Below are 16,414 nucleotides of genomic sequence, written 5' to 3' on the forward strand. Positions count from 1 at the left end.
AATGGACGCAAAAAAGCCCGGCGAACCGGGCTTTGCAAGGGCATTGCCGTAGCTTAGTGCTTCATCGCCGGCATCGCAGTTGACGTCGAGGTGGCGCCCAGCGGACGCGCCACGGCATTGACTTCGATGGTTTCGCGGCGCTTGTCCTCGCCTTCGACGACCAGGGTCAGCGGGATCTTGTCGCCCGCCTTCACCTGCCCTTTCAGGTCCAGCAGCATCACGTGGTAGCCGCCCGGCTTCAGTTCCACGACTTTACCGGCTGGCAAGGCGATTTCCTTGACCTGGCGCATGCGCATCATATTGTCCGCCATGCTCATTTCATGGATTTCCGCCACGCCCGCCACGGGCGAGCGCACTTCCAGCAGCCGCATGGCTTTTGGCGCCGTGATCTGCATGAAGGCACCCGTGGCTTTTTGCTGCGGCACGGTGGCGCGCACCCACGGGTCGCTAATCTGCACGGACGTCTGGGCAGCGGCGGAGAAGGACAGCACGGTCAGGGCCGTGGCCAGCAGGTTTTTCAGATGGGTCATGATTATTTCCTCGGTAGTTATAAGGTGTATTTCGATTTCATCAGGGTCTTGATGTCCTGCACGCACTCATCGCCCGTCAACTGGTGCTTCAGGCCCAGGCGCATGCGCCCCTCGGTGTCGAGCACGTAGCTGATGGCCGTGTGGTCCATCGTGTACGAACTGCCGCTCGGCACGCGGCGGTAGAAGACCTTGTAGTTGAAGGCCGTCTGCGCCGTGTCCTTCGGATCCGTGCGCAAGCCCAGGAAGCTGGGGTCGAAGGCGCGCATGTATTCGCCCAGCAGCTCGGGCGTATCGCGCTCGGGGTCGATGCTGATGAAGATCACTTGCAGTTTATCGCCATCGGCGCCCAGTTTCTGGCGGATTTCCAGCGCGCGCGACAGGGCTGTCGGGCACACGTCCGGGCATTGCGTGAAGCCAAAGAAGACCATCACATACTTGCCCTTGAAGTCGGCCAGGGTGTAGACCTTGCCGTCGGGGCCGCTCAACTTGAAGTCGGGCTTGTAATCGCCTCCCGTCAGGTCGAGGCCGTTGTAATGGGGTTTCGGCGCTTGTTCGCAAGCGGCAAGCGTGAGCAATCCCGCCGTGCCGGCGAGAAGGAAAAGACGACGTTTCATGGCATTCTGGCCCGATGGGCGTAGTGGAGACGGTTAAGACGTGGAAGGTATGACTGCTGCGTTCAGGCAGCCGAAGGCGGGCCGCGCGGGCTGGCGGCCAGCCACGCGAACGGCGCTTTGGGCGCCTGGTAAAACAATGGCGGATAGTGGTCGTGGCCCGTGATGACGGCCAGCGGCGAGGATGAGGACGGCGGCAAACCCACGCCGCCCGCATGGCTCATGCAGAACGGGCAATGCTCGATGTGGTGCAGCACGGAATCGGTGGTGGATCTGGCGGCTGGCGCCAGGTCCGCCTGCGTATAGACGGCGCCGCTGGCCGAACAGATTTCGACGGCGGCATTGTTCGCGTTCGCGTGCAGCGAGGCAAACGCATACGACAGGGACGGCGACAGCGCATTGAGCAGTATCGCCAGGCAGGCGAACCACATATGCCACTGTTTGCGTTTCAATAAAGATCCCATGGCCCCGATTATAACGGAGTCTGGCTATCCGGGCGCCTGTCCCCGCAGGAACAGGCTGGGACGCACGCCGGCCACGTCCACGCAGGCATCGCAAAATGCGGGGATCGAGGCAAAGCCGGAGCCGGCCGCCACTTGGGCCAGGTCGCGCTCGCCGTCTTCCCCATCGGCGCCCGCTTGCGCCGCCGTGTGCAACGCGTGCGCCAAACGCTGTTCGCGCACCAGGCTGAGCAATGCCTCGCCCTCGGCAAACAGGCGCGCGCGCGCCTTGTGCGGCGTCACTTGCCACAGGGTCGCCAGACGCGCCGCCGTCCATTTGCCTTGCGGCGTATCAAAGATGTGCTGCGCCAGCGCCTGGCTCCAGCGCTTGCCGCCGCCGTGGCCGCCATCGGGTTCATCGCCTTCCAGCGCCAGTGTAAACACGGCAGGCTTGCCCCGCCCCGGCATCACGTCGCAGGCAAAGCGCAAGAAGGCAGGCACGACGAAGCTGTCGCCGCTGCCCAGCTTCTTGGTGGCGATTTCATTATGCAAGGTGACAAAACCCTGGCGCACGGTAACGCGCAGCCGGAGCGGAAAGCGCAATCCCAGCAAGTGCAGAGGATGATCGGAAACGAGTGCCATGCGTCAATTCAATGTCATAAGCCAGCCGCCAGCATGCCACACATCGCGCGCCCAGTCTGTCATCACAGCGACGCTACGCCATAACGGCGCAAGCCATCGAGGTCGACGACCCGGATCGACTGGTAGGCGATGCTGATCAGCTTAAGTTCGGCCAGATGGCCCAGCGCCTGGTTCACGCGCTGGCGCGAAATGCCGGTCAGCAAGCCGATTTCTTCCTGCGACAGCTCAAGCACGCTGGAGGTGCGCGGGTATAACATGGGGTGGAACAGTTGCGCGATCGCTTGCGCCACCTGCGCGTCGACGGCCAGCAGGCGCTGGTTCTGGATGGTGGCGATGAATTGCCCCATGCGCTCGTTCAGCTGGCGGATGACGAAGGCATTGAAGGAAAGGCTCTCGGCCAGCAGCAGATGAAACAGATCCACGGGCACGAGGATGATGCTCGATGCGCGCACGGCCACCACGTCGTAGCGGCGCAGTTCGCGCTTGAGCACGCTGCCCTCGCCGCTCCAGCCGCCGGCCGGCACGCCGGAAAACGTGGCGCCGCGCCCATCGGCATTGTAGACGGCCAGCTTGATCAAGCCCGTGTGTACGCCGATCCAGTGCGCCGACGGTTCGCCGCGCCGCGTGATGAAGGCGCCCGCCTCGAAATGCCGGAGCACGCTGCCGGTGCGCAACAGGGTCTGATGCCGCGCGTCGAGGGCCGCGAACCAGTCGTGGCTGTCAAGTTCCAGCATTGCAAGGTCTACACTATCGTTGCTATCCATTCCATCCTTCAGACCTGTCACTAAGATGACAGTGATTTTCCAGCGCCGGTGCTATGCTAACCGGTATCAATCCCGAAACAGGGAGCTACAGAATTTTATTTAACAGGAGACAAGCATGACTGCTGATTTCAACACCGGCCTCGGCAAAAACAGCGCCAACTACGCCGCCCTCACCCCGCTCGACTATATCGCCAGGGCAGCCGCAGTATATGGCAATCGCCTGGCAATTGCACATGGCAGCCTGCGCCAGACGTGGCGCGAGACCTATGCGCGCACGCGCCGCCTGGCCTCCGGCCTGATCAAGCTGGGCGTGGGCACGGGCGATACGGTGGCCGTGATGCTGCCGAACACGCCCGCCATGGTGGAAGCGAGCTTTGGCGTCCCCATGGCCGGCGCCGTCCTCAATGCGCTGAACATCCGCCTCGACCTGGCCTCCTTGACCTTCATGCTGCGCCACGGCCAGGCGAAAGTCTTGCTGGCCGACACGGAATTTGCCGAGCTGGCGCGCCAGATGGCGGCGCAGATTCCCGGCTTGCGCGTGATCCAGGTCAACGACGTGCTGGGACCGGAAGTGGATGCGTTTTCCGACCTCGACTACGAAGCCTTGCTGGCCAGCGGCGACCCCGATTACGACTGGCAGCCGCCTGCCGACGAGTGGGATGCCATCGCACTGAATTACACGTCCGGCACCACGGGCGACCCGAAAGGCGTCGTCTACCACCACCGCGGCGCGGCCTTGAATGCCCTGTCGAACATCCTGGAATGGGACATGCCCAAGCATGCCGTCTACCTGTGGACCTTGCCGATGTTCCACTGCAATGGCTGGTGCTTTCCGTGGACCGTGGCCGCGCGCGCGGGCGTGAACGTGTGCCTGCGCAAGTTCGAACCGAAACTCGTGTTCGACCTGATGCGCGAATTGCGCATCACCCACTATTGCGCAGCGCCCATCGTGCATGCGGCGCTGGCCAACGCGCCCGCCAACTGGCGCGAAGGAATCGACTGGACCGTGCGCGGCATGGTGGCCGGCGCGCCGCCGCCGGCGGCCATGGTGGCGAAGATCGAAGCCATGGGTTTTGATTTGATCCACTCGTATGGCTTGACGGAAGTCTACGGCCCCGCCGCCATCTGCGCCGAGCAGGACGAGTGGGCGGCCTTGAGCCAGGAAGAGCGGGCCGTATTGAAATCGCGCCAGGGCGTGCGCTACCACTTGCAAAGCGCCGTGGCCGTGCTGGACCCGGAAACCATGGAACCGGTGGCGGCCGATGGCGAACAGATCGGCGAGATCATGTTCCGTGGCAACATCTGCATGAAGGGTTATTTAAAGAATGAAAAGGCGACTCAGGAAGCGTTCGCGGGCGGCTGGTTCCACACGGGCGACCTCGGCGTGATGTATCCGGACGGTTACATCAAGCTGAAGGACCGCAGCAAGGACATCATCATCTCGGGCGGAGAAAACATTTCCAGCGTGGAAGTGGAAGACGCGCTGTACCACCACCCGCAAGTGCTGGCCGCCGCCGTCATCGCCCAGCCCGACGAGAAATGGGGCGAAACGCCGTGCGCCTTCGTCGAACTGCGCGAAGGGGCGACGGTGACGGAAGCAGAATTGATCGCCTTCTGCAAGAACAACCTGGCGGGCTTCAAGGTGCCGAAAGCCATTTATTTCGGCCCCCTGCCCCGTACGTCGACGGGCAAGATCCAGAAGTTCGAATTGCGCAAGCGCATGCATTCGGACAAGGCAATCGACGTCTAGGCTTAGCTGCCTTTACCTGTCAGCCACGCCGGCTGCGCCACCGCCAGGCGCGCAAAGCTGGCGATGCTGGCCACGGCGGCGAACCCTGCCGCCAGGCACAGCGCGTACGTCGTGCCCCGGCTGGCGGAAACAGTAAAACAATACGCGACCAGCGCCGCGCCCGTCGCCTGGCCGATCAGGCGCGACGTGGCCACCACGCCGCTGGCGCCGCCTGCCCGCTCGGGCGGCGCGCTGCCCATGATGGCTTTCAGATTGGGCGCCTGGAAAAAGCCGAAGCCGATGCCGCACAAGGCCATGCGCCAGCCGATGTCGAACGCGCTCGGGTGCGCCGGTATCCACACGAGGGTCAGCAAGCCGCCCGCCAGCGCCGCCAGACCAATGCCGCCCAGCACGCCCGGCGAGTACCGGTCGCTCAGGCGCCCCGCCACGGGCGCCATCACGGCCACCAGCACGGCCCACGGCGTCATCAAGAATCCCGTTTCCACGGGAGAGCGGCCCAGGGTGACTTCAAAATAGAATGGCAGCGAAACGAAGGCCAGGCCTTGCGCGGCAAACGTGCAGATGGCCGTCAGCGACGACAGCAAGAACAGGGGACGACGGAACAGGTCGATCGGCAGCATCGGTGCCGCATGCCCCGCCTGTCGGCGCAGCAGCAACATAAAAAAGACCACTACGGCCACCAGTTCCGCCAGCAGGACGGCGCTGGACGCGTGATGGGCCGCATCGCCGAACAGCAAGATGAGCAAGCCGAAGGCGCCCACGTTGTACAGCGCCGTGCGCGCATCGAGCGTGTGGCCAGACAGTTTTGTCGCCGGCAGCATGCGGCTGGCCAGGAAAAAGCCGGCCACGCCCAGCGGCACGTTGATGGCGAACAGCCATGGCCACGACGCCGTCGCCAGGATCAGCGAGGCGGCCGTGGGCCCGATGGCGAACGCGACGGCCACCACCAGCGCATTGTTGCCGAACGCGCGGCCCAGCAAATGTTTAGGGTACAGGGCGCGCAGCAGCGCCGTGTTGACGCTCATCATGGCACTGGCGCCGACGCCCTGGAACAGGCGCGCCACCACCAGCGAGGGCAAGGACCAGGCCAGCGCGCAGGCGAGCGACGCCAAAGTAAACAGGAACATGCCGGAGATAAACACCCGCCGGTAGCCGGCGATTTCGCCGAGGGCGGAAAACGGCAGCAAGGTCGCCACCATGGCCAGCTGGTACACATTCACGATCCAGACGGAGGCGGCCGGTGTCGTGTGCAGCTCGCTGGCGATGGCCGGCAAGGCCGTGTTGGCGATCGCCGTGTCGAGCGAGGCCATGCCCACGCCGATGGCCAGCGCCAGCATGGCCCATAAACGGGCGCCGGGCGGCAAGCCGTCCTCGCCCACGAGGAAAGGCTCCGCCTTGTTTTTCTGCTTCATCATGTTGCCTGTTCGTCTAGCCCGTCCGGGGCGGCATACGGTACCGCAGGCAAGACACTAGCATGGATGGACGGACTCTGCCGGGCAGGCCCGCCGATTTCACCCTACATCACTTCTGGCAGTCGATCACTTTAAAATCTTTCGAATAACAGATGCGCAGCTCGCCCGAGTGCTTTTCATAGCCGAGCCAGCGGCCTTTCAGCTGCGGGTTGTGCTGCTTCATCCACTGGAACAACTCGTTTTTCGGCATGGTGGAATCCGGCAACTTCAAGGCTTGGAACAGTTCGCGTTCCTTCTCGAAATACTGCTTGGCCGTATCGAAATCGCAGGCGCCATGCTTTTCCCATTCACCCTGCAGCAAGGCTTCGCCGGGCTGCATGCACATGTACGGCAGGATGTCCGACGGCGCCAGCTTCGGCAAATTGCCCTTGCAATAACGCGGATGCAGCTCCGTCTTGCGCGGCGGCGTCACGGAAATGTCTTCGCACGTGCCCGGGTTATTCGACTGTGCCCACAGGCCATGCACGATCCAGCCGAAGTGATTGCTCTCGGCACACTGAAAAGCGGCCTTCTTCGACACTGCACCGCGGCGGCGCTGGCTGTCGCAGAAGCCTGGCGACCACGACAGCGCCAGCATGAAGTAATCGGTGGGCACGTTCGTGCTTTGCTTGTAGCAGGTGTTTTTCTCGTCCGACGGCTTGACGTCATAGTCGTAATAACTGACGTTGCGCGGAATGGCGCAGGCGGCGTCGGCCGCGTGGACGGCGCCGGCCGACAGGCTGAGGAAAACGGCGGCCAAGGCAGGCAGGATAGAGCGAATTTTCATCGTATTTCCTTCAAGATATAAAAACGCCGGCAACTGGGTGCCGGCGCGGTAGTGAAATTACACCATCAACTTAGCAGACGGTATGCATCCAGCCATGCGTATCCGGTGCCGTGCCATGCTGCAAGCCCAGCAGCGCTTCGCGCAGGGCCAGGGTGACGGCGCCGTTTTCATTGTTGTTGATGGTCATTTCAAAGCCATTGGCCTTGGCCACGCCCACGGGCGTGATGACGGCGGCCGTGCCGCAGGCGAACACTTCGGTCATGCGGCCCGAGGCGATGTCGTCGCGCCATTGCTGGACGGACAATTTACGCTCTTCCGTCGCATAGCCGAGGTCTTTTGCCATTTCCAGCAGGCTGCGGCGGGTGATGCCTGGCAACAAGGTACCCGTCAATTCCGGCGTCACGACGGTGACTTTCTCGCCATCCTTGTAGACGAAGAACAGATTCATGCCGCCCATTTCCTCGATGAACTCGCGGTGCACGGCGTCGAGCCACACGACCTGGTCGCAGCCCTTCTCTTGCGCTTGCGACTGGGCCATAAGGCTGGCCGCGTAATTGCCCGCGCACTTGGCTTCACCCGTGCCGCCTGGCGCTGCGCGCACGAAGTCTTCGCTGATCCACACGGTGACGGGTTTCACGCCTTTCGGGAAGTAGGCGCCGGCGGGCGAGGCGAACAGCACGAACAGGTATTCTTCCGATGGACGCACGCCCAGGTAGGGGTCGGTGGCGATCATCAGCGGACGCATGTACAGGCTCTCGCCCGTGTTCTTCGGCACCCAGTTACGGTCTTGCGCGATCAGCGCATCGCCCGCTTCCAGGAACAGCTCGACGGGAATGGCCGGCATGGCCAGGCGCGCGGCGCTGCGGTTGAAGCGCTCGGCATTTTGTTCCGGACGGAAGGTCTTGATGCTGCCATCGGGCTGGGCAAACGCCTTGTAACCTTCAAAGATGGCCTGGCCGTAGTGCAGCGACGAGGCGGACGGGTCCAGCGTCAAAGGACCGTAAGCCTTCAGTTCGCCCTGCTGCCACTTGCCGTCGCGGTAAGGAATCACCACCATGTGGTCCGTGAAGATGCGGCCAAACGCCGGGTTGACCATGCGCGCGGCGCGCTCGGCGTCGGACAGGGGGTGGGCGGATGGGGTGACGACAAGATTCGGTGTGGAAGTGGTCATGGCAGCAATGGGAACTAGTGAACAGTATCCCTATTGTAGCGCCTCCAGCGCCCGATCAGGCAAACGAGAATGGCCACCACCCCGCGAAAACAGGGAGTCATCATTTGCGAATGATTCTCGTTTGCGTTACTATGTCAATCCTCCTTCTTCCCCGCCATGCCTGACGCCCCGCATGGCGGCGCTATCGAAAGCCGCTTCATGACGACCTCCTCCCTTCCACACTCCCTGCCGCGCGCCGGCGCCGATGAGGCGACGCAGACTCGTCAGCTTGCCGTCCCGCAACAACGGCGCTGGCACTGGAACTGGAAGCAGGTGTGGTTTCAATTGCACTGGTTCATCGGCATCACGGCCGGCACGGTGCTGGTGATCATCGGACTGAGCGGCGCCACCCTGGCCTTCAAGGATGAATTGCTCGACGTTATGAACCCCGGCGTGCGCCATGTCCCCGTGGAAACGCGCGCACCGCTGACGCCGGCACAGCTGAGCAGCATTGCCGCAGCCGAACACGGCCAGCGCGTGGCATCGGTCACCATGTATGCGCAGGCGGGCGCGGCGCCACGCCTGTTTTTCGCGCCAAAGAACGGCCAGCGGCGCGGCGAGTCCGTTTATCTGCACCCGTACACGGGCGCGACCCAGCCCGCGCTGACGGGCGCGGCATTTTTCGAATGGACGGAGTCCTTGCACCGCTGGCTGCTGCTGCCGCGCGACCCGGGCCGGCAAGTGGCGGGCGCGCTGGCCCTGTGCCTGCTGGGCCTGGCACTGTCCGGCCTGTACCTGCGCTGGCCCCGCCGTCCGCTGGACTGGCGCACCTGGCTGACCTTCGACCCTGCATTAAAAGGCCGCTCCTTTTTGTGGAATCTGCACGCCGTGGCCGGCACCTGGTGCCTGGTCGTCTATGTGGCGCTGACCCTGACGGGCATCTACTGGAGCTATGACGTGGTGCGCGACAATATCGACGCCTGGGCCGGCAAGCCCCCGCGCACGGCGCAGGCGCCCGCGAAAAAGGATTCAGCGAAGAAAGATGCGCCTCCCGTCGACATCGGCCTGGCCTGGAGCGTTTTCCAGCAGCACGCCCCCGGCTGGACCCTGGCTACGGTGCGTCTGCCCGTGCGCCCCGGCGAAGCCGTGCAATTCACGTGGCTGGCCGGCGATGCGCCGCACGAACGGGCGCGCAGCCGCATGAGCATTGCACCGGCCGACGGCACGCTCACGGAAAACGAACCGTACAGCCAGCAGGCGCTGGGGCAGCGCCTCGTCAACATCATTTATCCGCTGCACATGGGCACGTATTTTGGCTTGCCCGGCCGCATCATCGTCACCCTGGCCAGCCTGGGCCTGCCCCTGTTCGCCATCACGGGCTGGATGCTGTACCTGGGCCGCCGCAAGGCCAAGCGGGCTGTGCAAGCGCAGCGCGCTCTGCTGGGCGCCGACGCGCCGGGCAAGACGGACACAGGTTTACCGACCCTGGTGGCCTACGCCAGCCAGTCGGGACAGGCCGAGCGCCTGGCGTTGGAAAGCGCGCGCGCCCTGCAGCAGGCGGGCGTGGCCGTCGATGTGCAGTCGCTGGACCGTTTCGATCCCGCGCAATTGCGCCAGTACGAACGGGCCCTGATCGTCGCCAGCACCTTTGGCGAAGGCGAGGCGCCGGACGGCACGCGCCGCTTCGCGCGCCTGCTGCAACAAACGGCGGGCACGCCGCTGGCCGGCCTGGAATTCGGCATGCTGGCCCTGGGCGACCGCCATTACGGCGCCTTCTGCGGCTTTGGCCATGCGCTGGCGCAACAATTGCAAGCGCTGGGCGCCACGCCCTTGTTCCCGCTGATCGAAGTGGACAAGCATGACCCCGCCGCCCTGGCCGCCTGGTCGCAAGCGCTGGTCCGCTGCAGCGGCAGCGCCATCGACGCCATCGGCGTACAGGAAGAAGCGTCGTACGCCGAATGGCGCCTGGCGCGCCGCGTGCTGCTGAACCCGGGCAGCCTGGGCGGCGAACTGCATGAAATCACCTTGACGGGCCCCGCCGATGCTGCCTGGGAAGCGGGCGCGCTGGCGGAAATCATCGGGTGCAACGCGGATGGCAGCGAGGGCGACGCGCAGAGCGCCCAGCATGCGCCGCGCAGCTATTCGCTCGCGTCGCTGCCGTCCGATGGTGAACTGCAATTGCTGGTGCGCCAGGAACGCCATACGGGCGAGGAAAACGACGGGTACGGCCTCTGTTCCGGCTGGCTCACGCGCTTCGCCCCGACAGGCAGCCCCATCCGCCTGCGCCTGCAAGCCAATCCCGCCTTCGCGCCCGCCCTGGTCGACGTGCCCTGCATTTATATCGGCAATGGTTCCGGCCTGGCAGGCCTGCGGGCACACCTGCGCGCGCGTCAGCGGGCGGGGCTGGCCCGTAACTGGCTGCTGTTCGGCGAGCGCCAGCAAGCTGTTGACAGCGTCTGCGGCGCAGAGTTGCAAGGCTGGCTGGACGCTGGCCACCTGGCGCGCCTGGACCGTGTCTTTTCGCGCGACGGCAACGAGGGCGGCAAACGCGAATACGTGCAGGACCGCCTGCGCGCCAACGTCGGCGAGCTGCGCGACTGGCTGGCGCAAGGCGCCATCGTCTACGTGTGCGGCAGCCTGCAAGGCATGGCGGCGGGAATCGATGCTGTACTGCAAGAAGTGCTGGGCCAGGACGGTCTCGACGCCCTGCTGGCGGCCGGACGCTACCGCCGCGACGTGTATTGATCTGCCTCAGCACATTGCCAGCGCCGCCCGGCTATGTGGGCCGCCGCACGGTCAGCGCCGGCCATCGGACTACAGTAGCGGCATGGCGGCATATCCGCGCCGCCCCCACCCACTGTTTGCGAGGCTAGCCATGAAAAACCCCTGGATGAGCATGTACCTGAGCGCCGCCAACCGCGTCGCCAACACGGCGCGCGGCCACGCCACGGCCGCCGTCAAGCGCGAGGCGGCGAAAAATACGCGGCAATTGACGCAAGTGTGGTTCGACTCCTTCCTGCCCGCCGCAGGCAAACCGCGGCGCAGCCGCAAGGCCAAATAAGAGGCGTCACTGCTGCAGTGCGCCACAGCAACTAGTTGAAGTTTCAATCAGATGAACTAAACTGCAAGCATGGTAGTACATAGGACGTGACCGGCAGGCGCCGCATCCCCGCGCCGCCGCCGGGACACCGGGAGACGACCATGTTGACGCTCAAAGTGCTGCTCTGCCTTGCCTTGTCGGCCCTGATGCTCGTGCCCCTCGTGCTGAGGGATGCGATGCAGACGTCGGCCGGACAGCAGTTGCAGGTGCCGAATGTCGATGCGCAAGCTCTGTGGGCCCGCTGGCCTCGGCAATAAGACGCGCGGCTGAGAAAACGTCGCTGGCTGCGTTGCTTTGACTTGCCGTACTAGCGTACTGTCTGCGTCAAAGACGCCTTGCCAGCGGCGTTTTTCAGCGGCGCTCGGTAACACGGCGCATCGTTAAGACCGCTTTATTGCGAGTGGGGAATTGTTCCCTTCGTCCATTTGTCTTTGTCTTGCTTTCCTCTTCCCCTCTTCACCATATTTTTGATCCAGATCATGGATTTCGCCCTTCGCTGCGTCCACACTGGAACAGTCCGCTTCGCGCCGCGACGGACTTCACCGGGGGCATCGGCATGGGTAAATCGCATTGGAAAGATGAGATGGCGCTGGGCGTTCCCGCCATCGACGAGGCGCATGAGGCGCTGTTTCAGGAGCTGGCACGGCTGGGGCAATTAAGCGACCAGCATTTCAGCGTGGCGTTTCGCGAGCTGATTGCGGCCGTCGAACGCGATTTCCGCGAGGAAGAAGATTTGATGGAGCAAATCGGCTTTCCCTCGCTGGCCAACCACCGCGAACAGCATGCCCGCGTGCTCAGCGGCTTGCACCATGCCTGGGCCGCCGTCGATGAAGGCGACCTGGAACAGGGCCGCCATGCGCTGTCGCTGTTGCCGCAGTGGCTGATCTTCCACCAGGCCACCATGGACCTGGCCCTGGCGGCGGCGCTGGAACTGGTGCAGCGCCAGCCTAACTAGCAGTTCATTACAGCAACAGCACTGTCGCCTGCTCGGGCATGACCACGCGGTAGTGTCCCGGGTATTTGTCTTCGCCGTCGAAAATCTTGCAAAACACGGGCTGGTTGATGTCGTTGACGGCTGGCTCGTTCATGGGCAGCGTCGCGATCAGCTGTTCGCCATCCATCAATTGCAAGGCGCTGCCCCGCTCGGCCGCGCAAAAGGCCAGCGCTTGCACGTCGCTGGCGAACGGCCGCTTGTACCACGGCGTGATGGCCCGCACGGCGCGCCGGGCATCGCGCAAGACCTGCCCCACGCGCGTGACGTTCCACGCATCGCGCGCCACGGACGGCTGCAGCACGATATTGGCCGTCAGCTCGCCCCTGCCCTTGTTCACCAAAAACGTGCCGTCCTGCGCGGCGATATCATCGTTGAGCGGCACGACAAACACGCCGCCGGCCGACACCTTGATCGGCATGGGGGCGCCATTGCCTTGCAAGGCCACGCGCACATCGTCGATGGTGGCGCTCAGCTTGGCAGGAATCAGGCGCAGGGCCATGACCACGCTGCCGCTCGACACTTGCCACACTTTCCTGGCCGTCAGATAACTTTCACGGTATGCCGTGAACCGCACGTGCGGCGCCTTGGCATCGCTGGTGGCCGTGATCGTCACCGTTTGCGGTGGCAAGGCTTCCTCTGCTGGCGCCGTTGCCTTGGGTGCTGATGCCGCGGATGTGGCCGGCGCAAGCGGTGGCGCAACGGCATCGGCATCGGCGGCGGGCGGCACGCTGGCGCTCTGCAGCGGCGCGGGAACAGCCGGCGGCGGCGCGTGTTCCTGGGCCTGACCCAGCGAGACGACACACAACCATCCGGCACAAGCGATCCATGTACGCATGCATTTCTTTCATTAAGGAAAATATTTGTCAGCGCCTGCATTATCGCAGAAGGCAAGCCGATGCGCCGCCCCGGGTCTGCCGGCACTCCTGCCTGCACTCCTTTGGTGCACACGCTTGATTATTTGGCAAATATCACCTATATTGATAATGATTCTTATTCACAAAAGTGACAGGAATCGCGCGCCTTTCTCTTCCACTGCCCGTCCGCGCCGGGCCTTGCGGTGGAACTGCTATCCAAGCCAGACCACGGGCCAGCGTTACGCCATCCCCCAGCTACTGCGCAGCTCGCCAGACGAGATAGGAACACTCACGACTAAAAATATCCAGGAAAATAATGCAATCAACGACAGCCTTCTCATCTTCGCGCCAGCCCGCCTTGCGCGCCCTCCCCCATTTATTACACATCAGCCTGCTCAGTCTTGCCGCCGGCGTGGCCCTGCCGGCACAGGCCGCCGACGCCGCCGCGGCCGACGTGACCATGCCCGCCGTCACCGTGCTGGGCCAGTCGACCGCGACGACGGAAGGCACGCAGTCGTACACGGCCGGCGAAGCGCGCAGCGCAACGCGCATGGACCTGTCGCTGCGCGAGACGCCGCAATCGGTCAGCGTCATCACGCGCCAGCTGCTCGACGACCTGGGCGCCGTGCGGCTGGACCAGGCGCTGGCGCAGACGACAGGCATCCAGGTGGGCCAGAACGACACGGAGCGCACGACATTTTATGCGCGCGGCTTCGGCATCAACAATCTCCAGATCGACGGCATGGCGCGCGGCGGCAATGCGCCGCTGCAAGACACCATCCTGTACGACCGCATCGAAGTCGTGCGCGGCGCCACGGGCCTGATGGGCGGCAAGGGCGACCCGTCCGCCACCATCAACATGATACGCAAGCGTCCAACGAAGGACTTCCAGGCCAGCGCCGGTCTCATCATGGGCCGCTGGGATGACCAGCGCTTCGAAGCCGACCTGTCCACGCCGCTGAACGCGGAGGGCAGCGTGCGCGCACGTGCGGCCCTGGCCTGGCAAAAACGCGATTCCTACCTGGACATGTACCACGAGCGCAAGACGGTGGGCATGGCCATCCTTGAGGCGGACGTGCGTCCCGGCACCCTGCTGACGGCGGGCGTCGACTTCCAGGACAACAAGCCGACAGGCGCCACCTGGGGTGCCGTGCCGTACTGGAATGCGGACGGCAGCCTGGCGAACTTGCCGCGCAACACCAGCCTCACGACGCCCTGGAGCACCTGGGCCAACAAGCAGCACACCATCTTCACCTCGCTGGACCAGCGCCTGCCCGGCAACTGGAACATGCACCTTGGCTATGCGCGCACGGAAAGCACTAACCGCACCACCGTCGCCTATGCGGGCGGCGGCAAGCCCGATCCGGCCACGGGCGAAGGCATGCTGCTGTGGACGGGCGCCTATGGCCCGGGCAAGACCACGGGCGATAATTTCGACGTCTACGCCAGCGGCCCGTTTACCTTGCTGGGGCGCAAGCACACGGCCATCGTCGGCTGGAACGGCGGCAACCAGCGCGCCCGCTCGCTGGGCGGCGAGGCGGAAATCAACTACCCGAACGTCGTCCCCGATTACCGCAGCTGGACGGGCAACATCCCCCGCCCCGTGTTCCACCCGGACGGCTCGCACACGGAAACCGTGACCCGCCTGGCGGGCGGCTATGTGGCCACACGTTTGAGCCTGGCCGACCCGCTTCATGTGATCATCGGCGCGCGCAGCAGTACTTACCGCACGGATACGCGCAACTACGATACACGAGGCGTGCACACGGACAACAGCGACTTCGTGGAAACGCGCAATGAAGTCACGCCGTATGTGGGCGCCGTGTTCGATATCAACAAGCAGTATTCGGCCTACGCCAGCTTCACGCAGCTGTTCAACCCGCAATCGAGCAAGGACCGCAACAACAAGTTCCTGGCGCCGGAGACGGGAGACAATGCGGAACTGGGTATCAAGGGCGAATTTTATGAAGGCAAGCTGAACGCGTCGGCCGCCCTGTTCCATACGAAGAAAAAGAACATGGCGGAACTCGACCGCACGGTGCCGTCCGGTTTCTTGCTGCCCGACGGCGGCCAGGCCATGGTGGCCAATGGCGCCGGCGTGACGGCCAAGGGCATCGAGTTCGACGTCTCCGGCCAGTTATCGCCCGCCTGGGAAGCGAGCGGCGGCTATACCTATCTGCACGCGGCCGAGGCCGATGGCCGCCGCGCCGCCACCACGCAGCCGCGCCATTTGCTGCGCCTGGCCACCAGCTACCGCTTCGACGGCCGCCTGGCCGGTTTGAGGGCGGGCGCCAGCATGACGGCGCAAAGCGCCACCTACAGCGAATCGTGGTACGGCCGCCCGCCATCGGGAACCATCACCAACATTCCGCAAGCGGGCTACGCGCTGGTCAACGCCATGGCCAGCTATGCGCTCAACCGCCACGCCAGCGTGCAGCTGAACGTGAATAACTTGCTCGATAAAAAGTACTACCGCAACGTGGGCTTCTTCGACGGCGTCTTCTGGGGTGAACCGCGCAACATCAGCCTGGCCGTGCGCACGACGTTTTAAGCGCGCCAGTGCGCGGGCGCCGGCAGGGTAAAGCCGTCGAGCAAGGGACCGCCCACGGGCGCCAGCACGGCGGCGGCGACTTGCCCGAACGCGCGCTGGCCGGCCGGCAAGTCGCCGGCGGCCAGGCGCAGCGCGCCATCGAGCTGCCCGGCGATGACGGGATCAAAGGCCTGCAGGCGGCGGAACAGGTGCTTGCCGCCGCCGCTCCACTGCCCCGCCGCGCGCAGGTGCAGGTCGGCCAGCGCTTCGTACAGCTGGCAAGCGACGGCCAGCGCCTCGCCCGGGTGCGTGCTGTCGACCAGGTCTTCCAGCGCGGTGGTGATGGCGTAGCGGCGGCGCTGCAGGTTTTCCGCGTCGAGCGCGGGCGGCCCGGCCGTGTCGAAAGCGTGCGCCAGCGCGTGCAGCTGCGCGTAGGCGTCGCCGGCGGCGACGATGTTTTCCCCTTCGACGACCATCATCGCCAGCGGCACCGTGCCGCCCGGCGCATCCATTTCCTTGCAAAAATACGTGAACGTGGCCACGTCGTGCGCAAACAGTTCCACCGTGCGCCCCTCGGCCACGAGGGTGTCGCGCCAGGCGCAATCGACGTGGTCGAACAGCAGCAGCAAGTCGATATCGGAAGTAGGCGTTTGCCGGCCTGTGGCGAAGGAGCCGCCGATGATGGCCGCCACGGCCGTGGGATAGCGCTCGTGCACCAGCCGCTGGGCAATCGCGCGAATGGTCTCATAGGTGGGGATCGTCGTCAAAGCCGGTGCTCCATGTCGATAAAACACTATCCTACACGCAATAC

General features: G+C 64.4%; 16 protein-coding genes. 6 read left to right on the top strand and 10 right to left on the bottom strand.

Features of this window, described 5'->3' with window-relative positions; all coding sequences use genetic code 11:
• Positions 1-53: 53 nt before the first annotated feature.
• From AC1RBA_RS26120 to AC1RBA_RS26140, 5 genes are all read right to left on the bottom strand, one after another.
• The gene (locus tag AC1RBA_RS26120) at positions 54-530 is read right to left on the bottom strand and encodes a copper chaperone PCu(A)C (RefSeq protein WP_492420311.1); all 477 of its coding nucleotides are present in this window, start codon (positions 528-530) and stop codon (positions 54-56) included.
• A gap of 17 nt (positions 531-547) precedes the next feature.
• Positions 548-1,144 (bottom strand): SCO family protein, encoded by a 597-nt coding sequence (locus AC1RBA_RS26125; RefSeq protein WP_070291700.1) that lies wholly within the window; start codon positions 1,142-1,144, stop codon positions 548-550.
• 62 nt (positions 1,145-1,206) lie between these two features.
• On the bottom strand, positions 1,207-1,593 hold the full coding sequence (locus AC1RBA_RS26130) for a DUF2946 domain-containing protein (protein WP_492420314.1): 387 nt from the start codon (positions 1,591-1,593) through the stop codon (positions 1,207-1,209).
• 36 nt (positions 1,594-1,629) lie between these two features.
• Entirely contained in the window at positions 1,630-2,223 is a 594-nt protein-coding gene (locus AC1RBA_RS26135; RefSeq protein WP_492420316.1) for a helix-turn-helix domain-containing protein, read from the bottom strand.
• Between the two features lie 62 nt (positions 2,224-2,285).
• The gene (locus tag AC1RBA_RS26140) at positions 2,286-2,957 is read right to left on the bottom strand and encodes a Crp/Fnr family transcriptional regulator (RefSeq protein ID WP_492403836.1); all 672 of its coding nucleotides are present in this window, start codon (positions 2,955-2,957) and stop codon (positions 2,286-2,288) included.
• A 145-nt stretch (positions 2,958-3,102) separates the two neighbouring features.
• Here AC1RBA_RS26140 and AC1RBA_RS26145 point away from each other — a divergent pair, with 145 nt between their 5' ends.
• Positions 3,103-4,737 (top strand): acyl-CoA synthetase, encoded by a 1,635-nt coding sequence (locus tag AC1RBA_RS26145; RefSeq protein WP_070310911.1) that lies wholly within the window; start codon positions 3,103-3,105, stop codon positions 4,735-4,737.
• 2 nt (positions 4,738-4,739) lie between these two features.
• Here AC1RBA_RS26145 and AC1RBA_RS26150 read toward each other — a convergent pair whose 3' ends face one another.
• The 3 genes from AC1RBA_RS26150 to AC1RBA_RS26160 form a co-directional block, all read right to left on the bottom strand.
• Entirely contained in the window at positions 4,740-6,152 is a 1,413-nt protein-coding gene (locus AC1RBA_RS26150; RefSeq protein ID WP_492420318.1) for an MFS transporter, read from the bottom strand.
• Between the two features lie 106 nt (positions 6,153-6,258).
• Positions 6,259-6,975 carry a ribonuclease T2 family protein gene (locus tag AC1RBA_RS26155; protein WP_492420320.1) on the bottom strand — a complete coding sequence of 239 codons (717 nt, stop codon included), beginning with the start codon at positions 6,973-6,975 and terminating at the stop codon, positions 6,259-6,261.
• Positions 6,976-7,045: 70 nt separating this feature from the next.
• Positions 7,046-8,146 (bottom strand): branched-chain amino acid aminotransferase, encoded by a 1,101-nt coding sequence (locus AC1RBA_RS26160; protein ID WP_121669144.1) that lies wholly within the window; start codon positions 8,144-8,146, stop codon positions 7,046-7,048.
• Between the two features lie 198 nt (positions 8,147-8,344).
• On the opposite strand from AC1RBA_RS26160, the gene AC1RBA_RS26165 reads away from it, so the two are divergent.
• From AC1RBA_RS26165 to AC1RBA_RS26180, 4 genes are all read left to right on the top strand, one after another.
• On the top strand, positions 8,345-10,870 hold the full coding sequence (locus tag AC1RBA_RS26165; RefSeq protein ID WP_492420322.1) for a PepSY domain-containing protein: 2,526 nt from the start codon (positions 8,345-8,347) through the stop codon (positions 10,868-10,870).
• Positions 10,871-11,000: 130 nt separating this feature from the next.
• Positions 11,001-11,186, top strand: a complete 186-nt coding sequence (locus tag AC1RBA_RS26170; RefSeq protein ID WP_099408630.1) for a hypothetical protein — start codon at positions 11,001-11,003, stop codon at positions 11,184-11,186.
• A 140-nt stretch (positions 11,187-11,326) separates the two neighbouring features.
• Positions 11,327-11,482: a hypothetical protein gene (locus AC1RBA_RS26175; protein ID WP_162995620.1), complete on the top strand. Its 156-nt coding sequence runs from the start codon at positions 11,327-11,329 to the stop codon at positions 11,480-11,482.
• Between the two features lie 299 nt (positions 11,483-11,781).
• Entirely contained in the window at positions 11,782-12,180 is a 399-nt protein-coding gene (locus tag AC1RBA_RS26180) for a bacteriohemerythrin (RefSeq protein ID WP_070222077.1), read from the top strand.
• A gap of 7 nt (positions 12,181-12,187) precedes the next feature.
• Here the strand turns inward: AC1RBA_RS26180 and AC1RBA_RS26185 are convergent, their stop codons facing one another.
• Positions 12,188-13,054, bottom strand: coding sequence for a hypothetical protein (locus AC1RBA_RS26185; protein ID WP_492420324.1), 867 nt, complete (start codon positions 13,052-13,054; stop codon positions 12,188-12,190).
• 335 nt (positions 13,055-13,389) lie between these two features.
• Here AC1RBA_RS26185 and AC1RBA_RS26190 point away from each other — a divergent pair, with 335 nt between their 5' ends.
• The gene (locus AC1RBA_RS26190) at positions 13,390-15,624 is read left to right on the top strand and encodes a TonB-dependent siderophore receptor (RefSeq protein ID WP_492420326.1); all 2,235 of its coding nucleotides are present in this window, start codon (positions 13,390-13,392) and stop codon (positions 15,622-15,624) included.
• Here AC1RBA_RS26190 and AC1RBA_RS26195 read toward each other — a convergent pair.
• Positions 15,621-16,370 (bottom strand): nucleotidyltransferase domain-containing protein, encoded by a 750-nt coding sequence (locus AC1RBA_RS26195; protein ID WP_492420328.1) that lies wholly within the window; start codon positions 16,368-16,370, stop codon positions 15,621-15,623. The two genes, AC1RBA_RS26190 and AC1RBA_RS26195, sit on opposite strands and share 4 nt — an antisense overlap.
• Between the last annotated feature and the right edge of the window lie 44 nt (positions 16,371-16,414).

This window comes from Janthinobacterium sp. GW823-FHT03B06 (genome assembly GCF_058796955.1).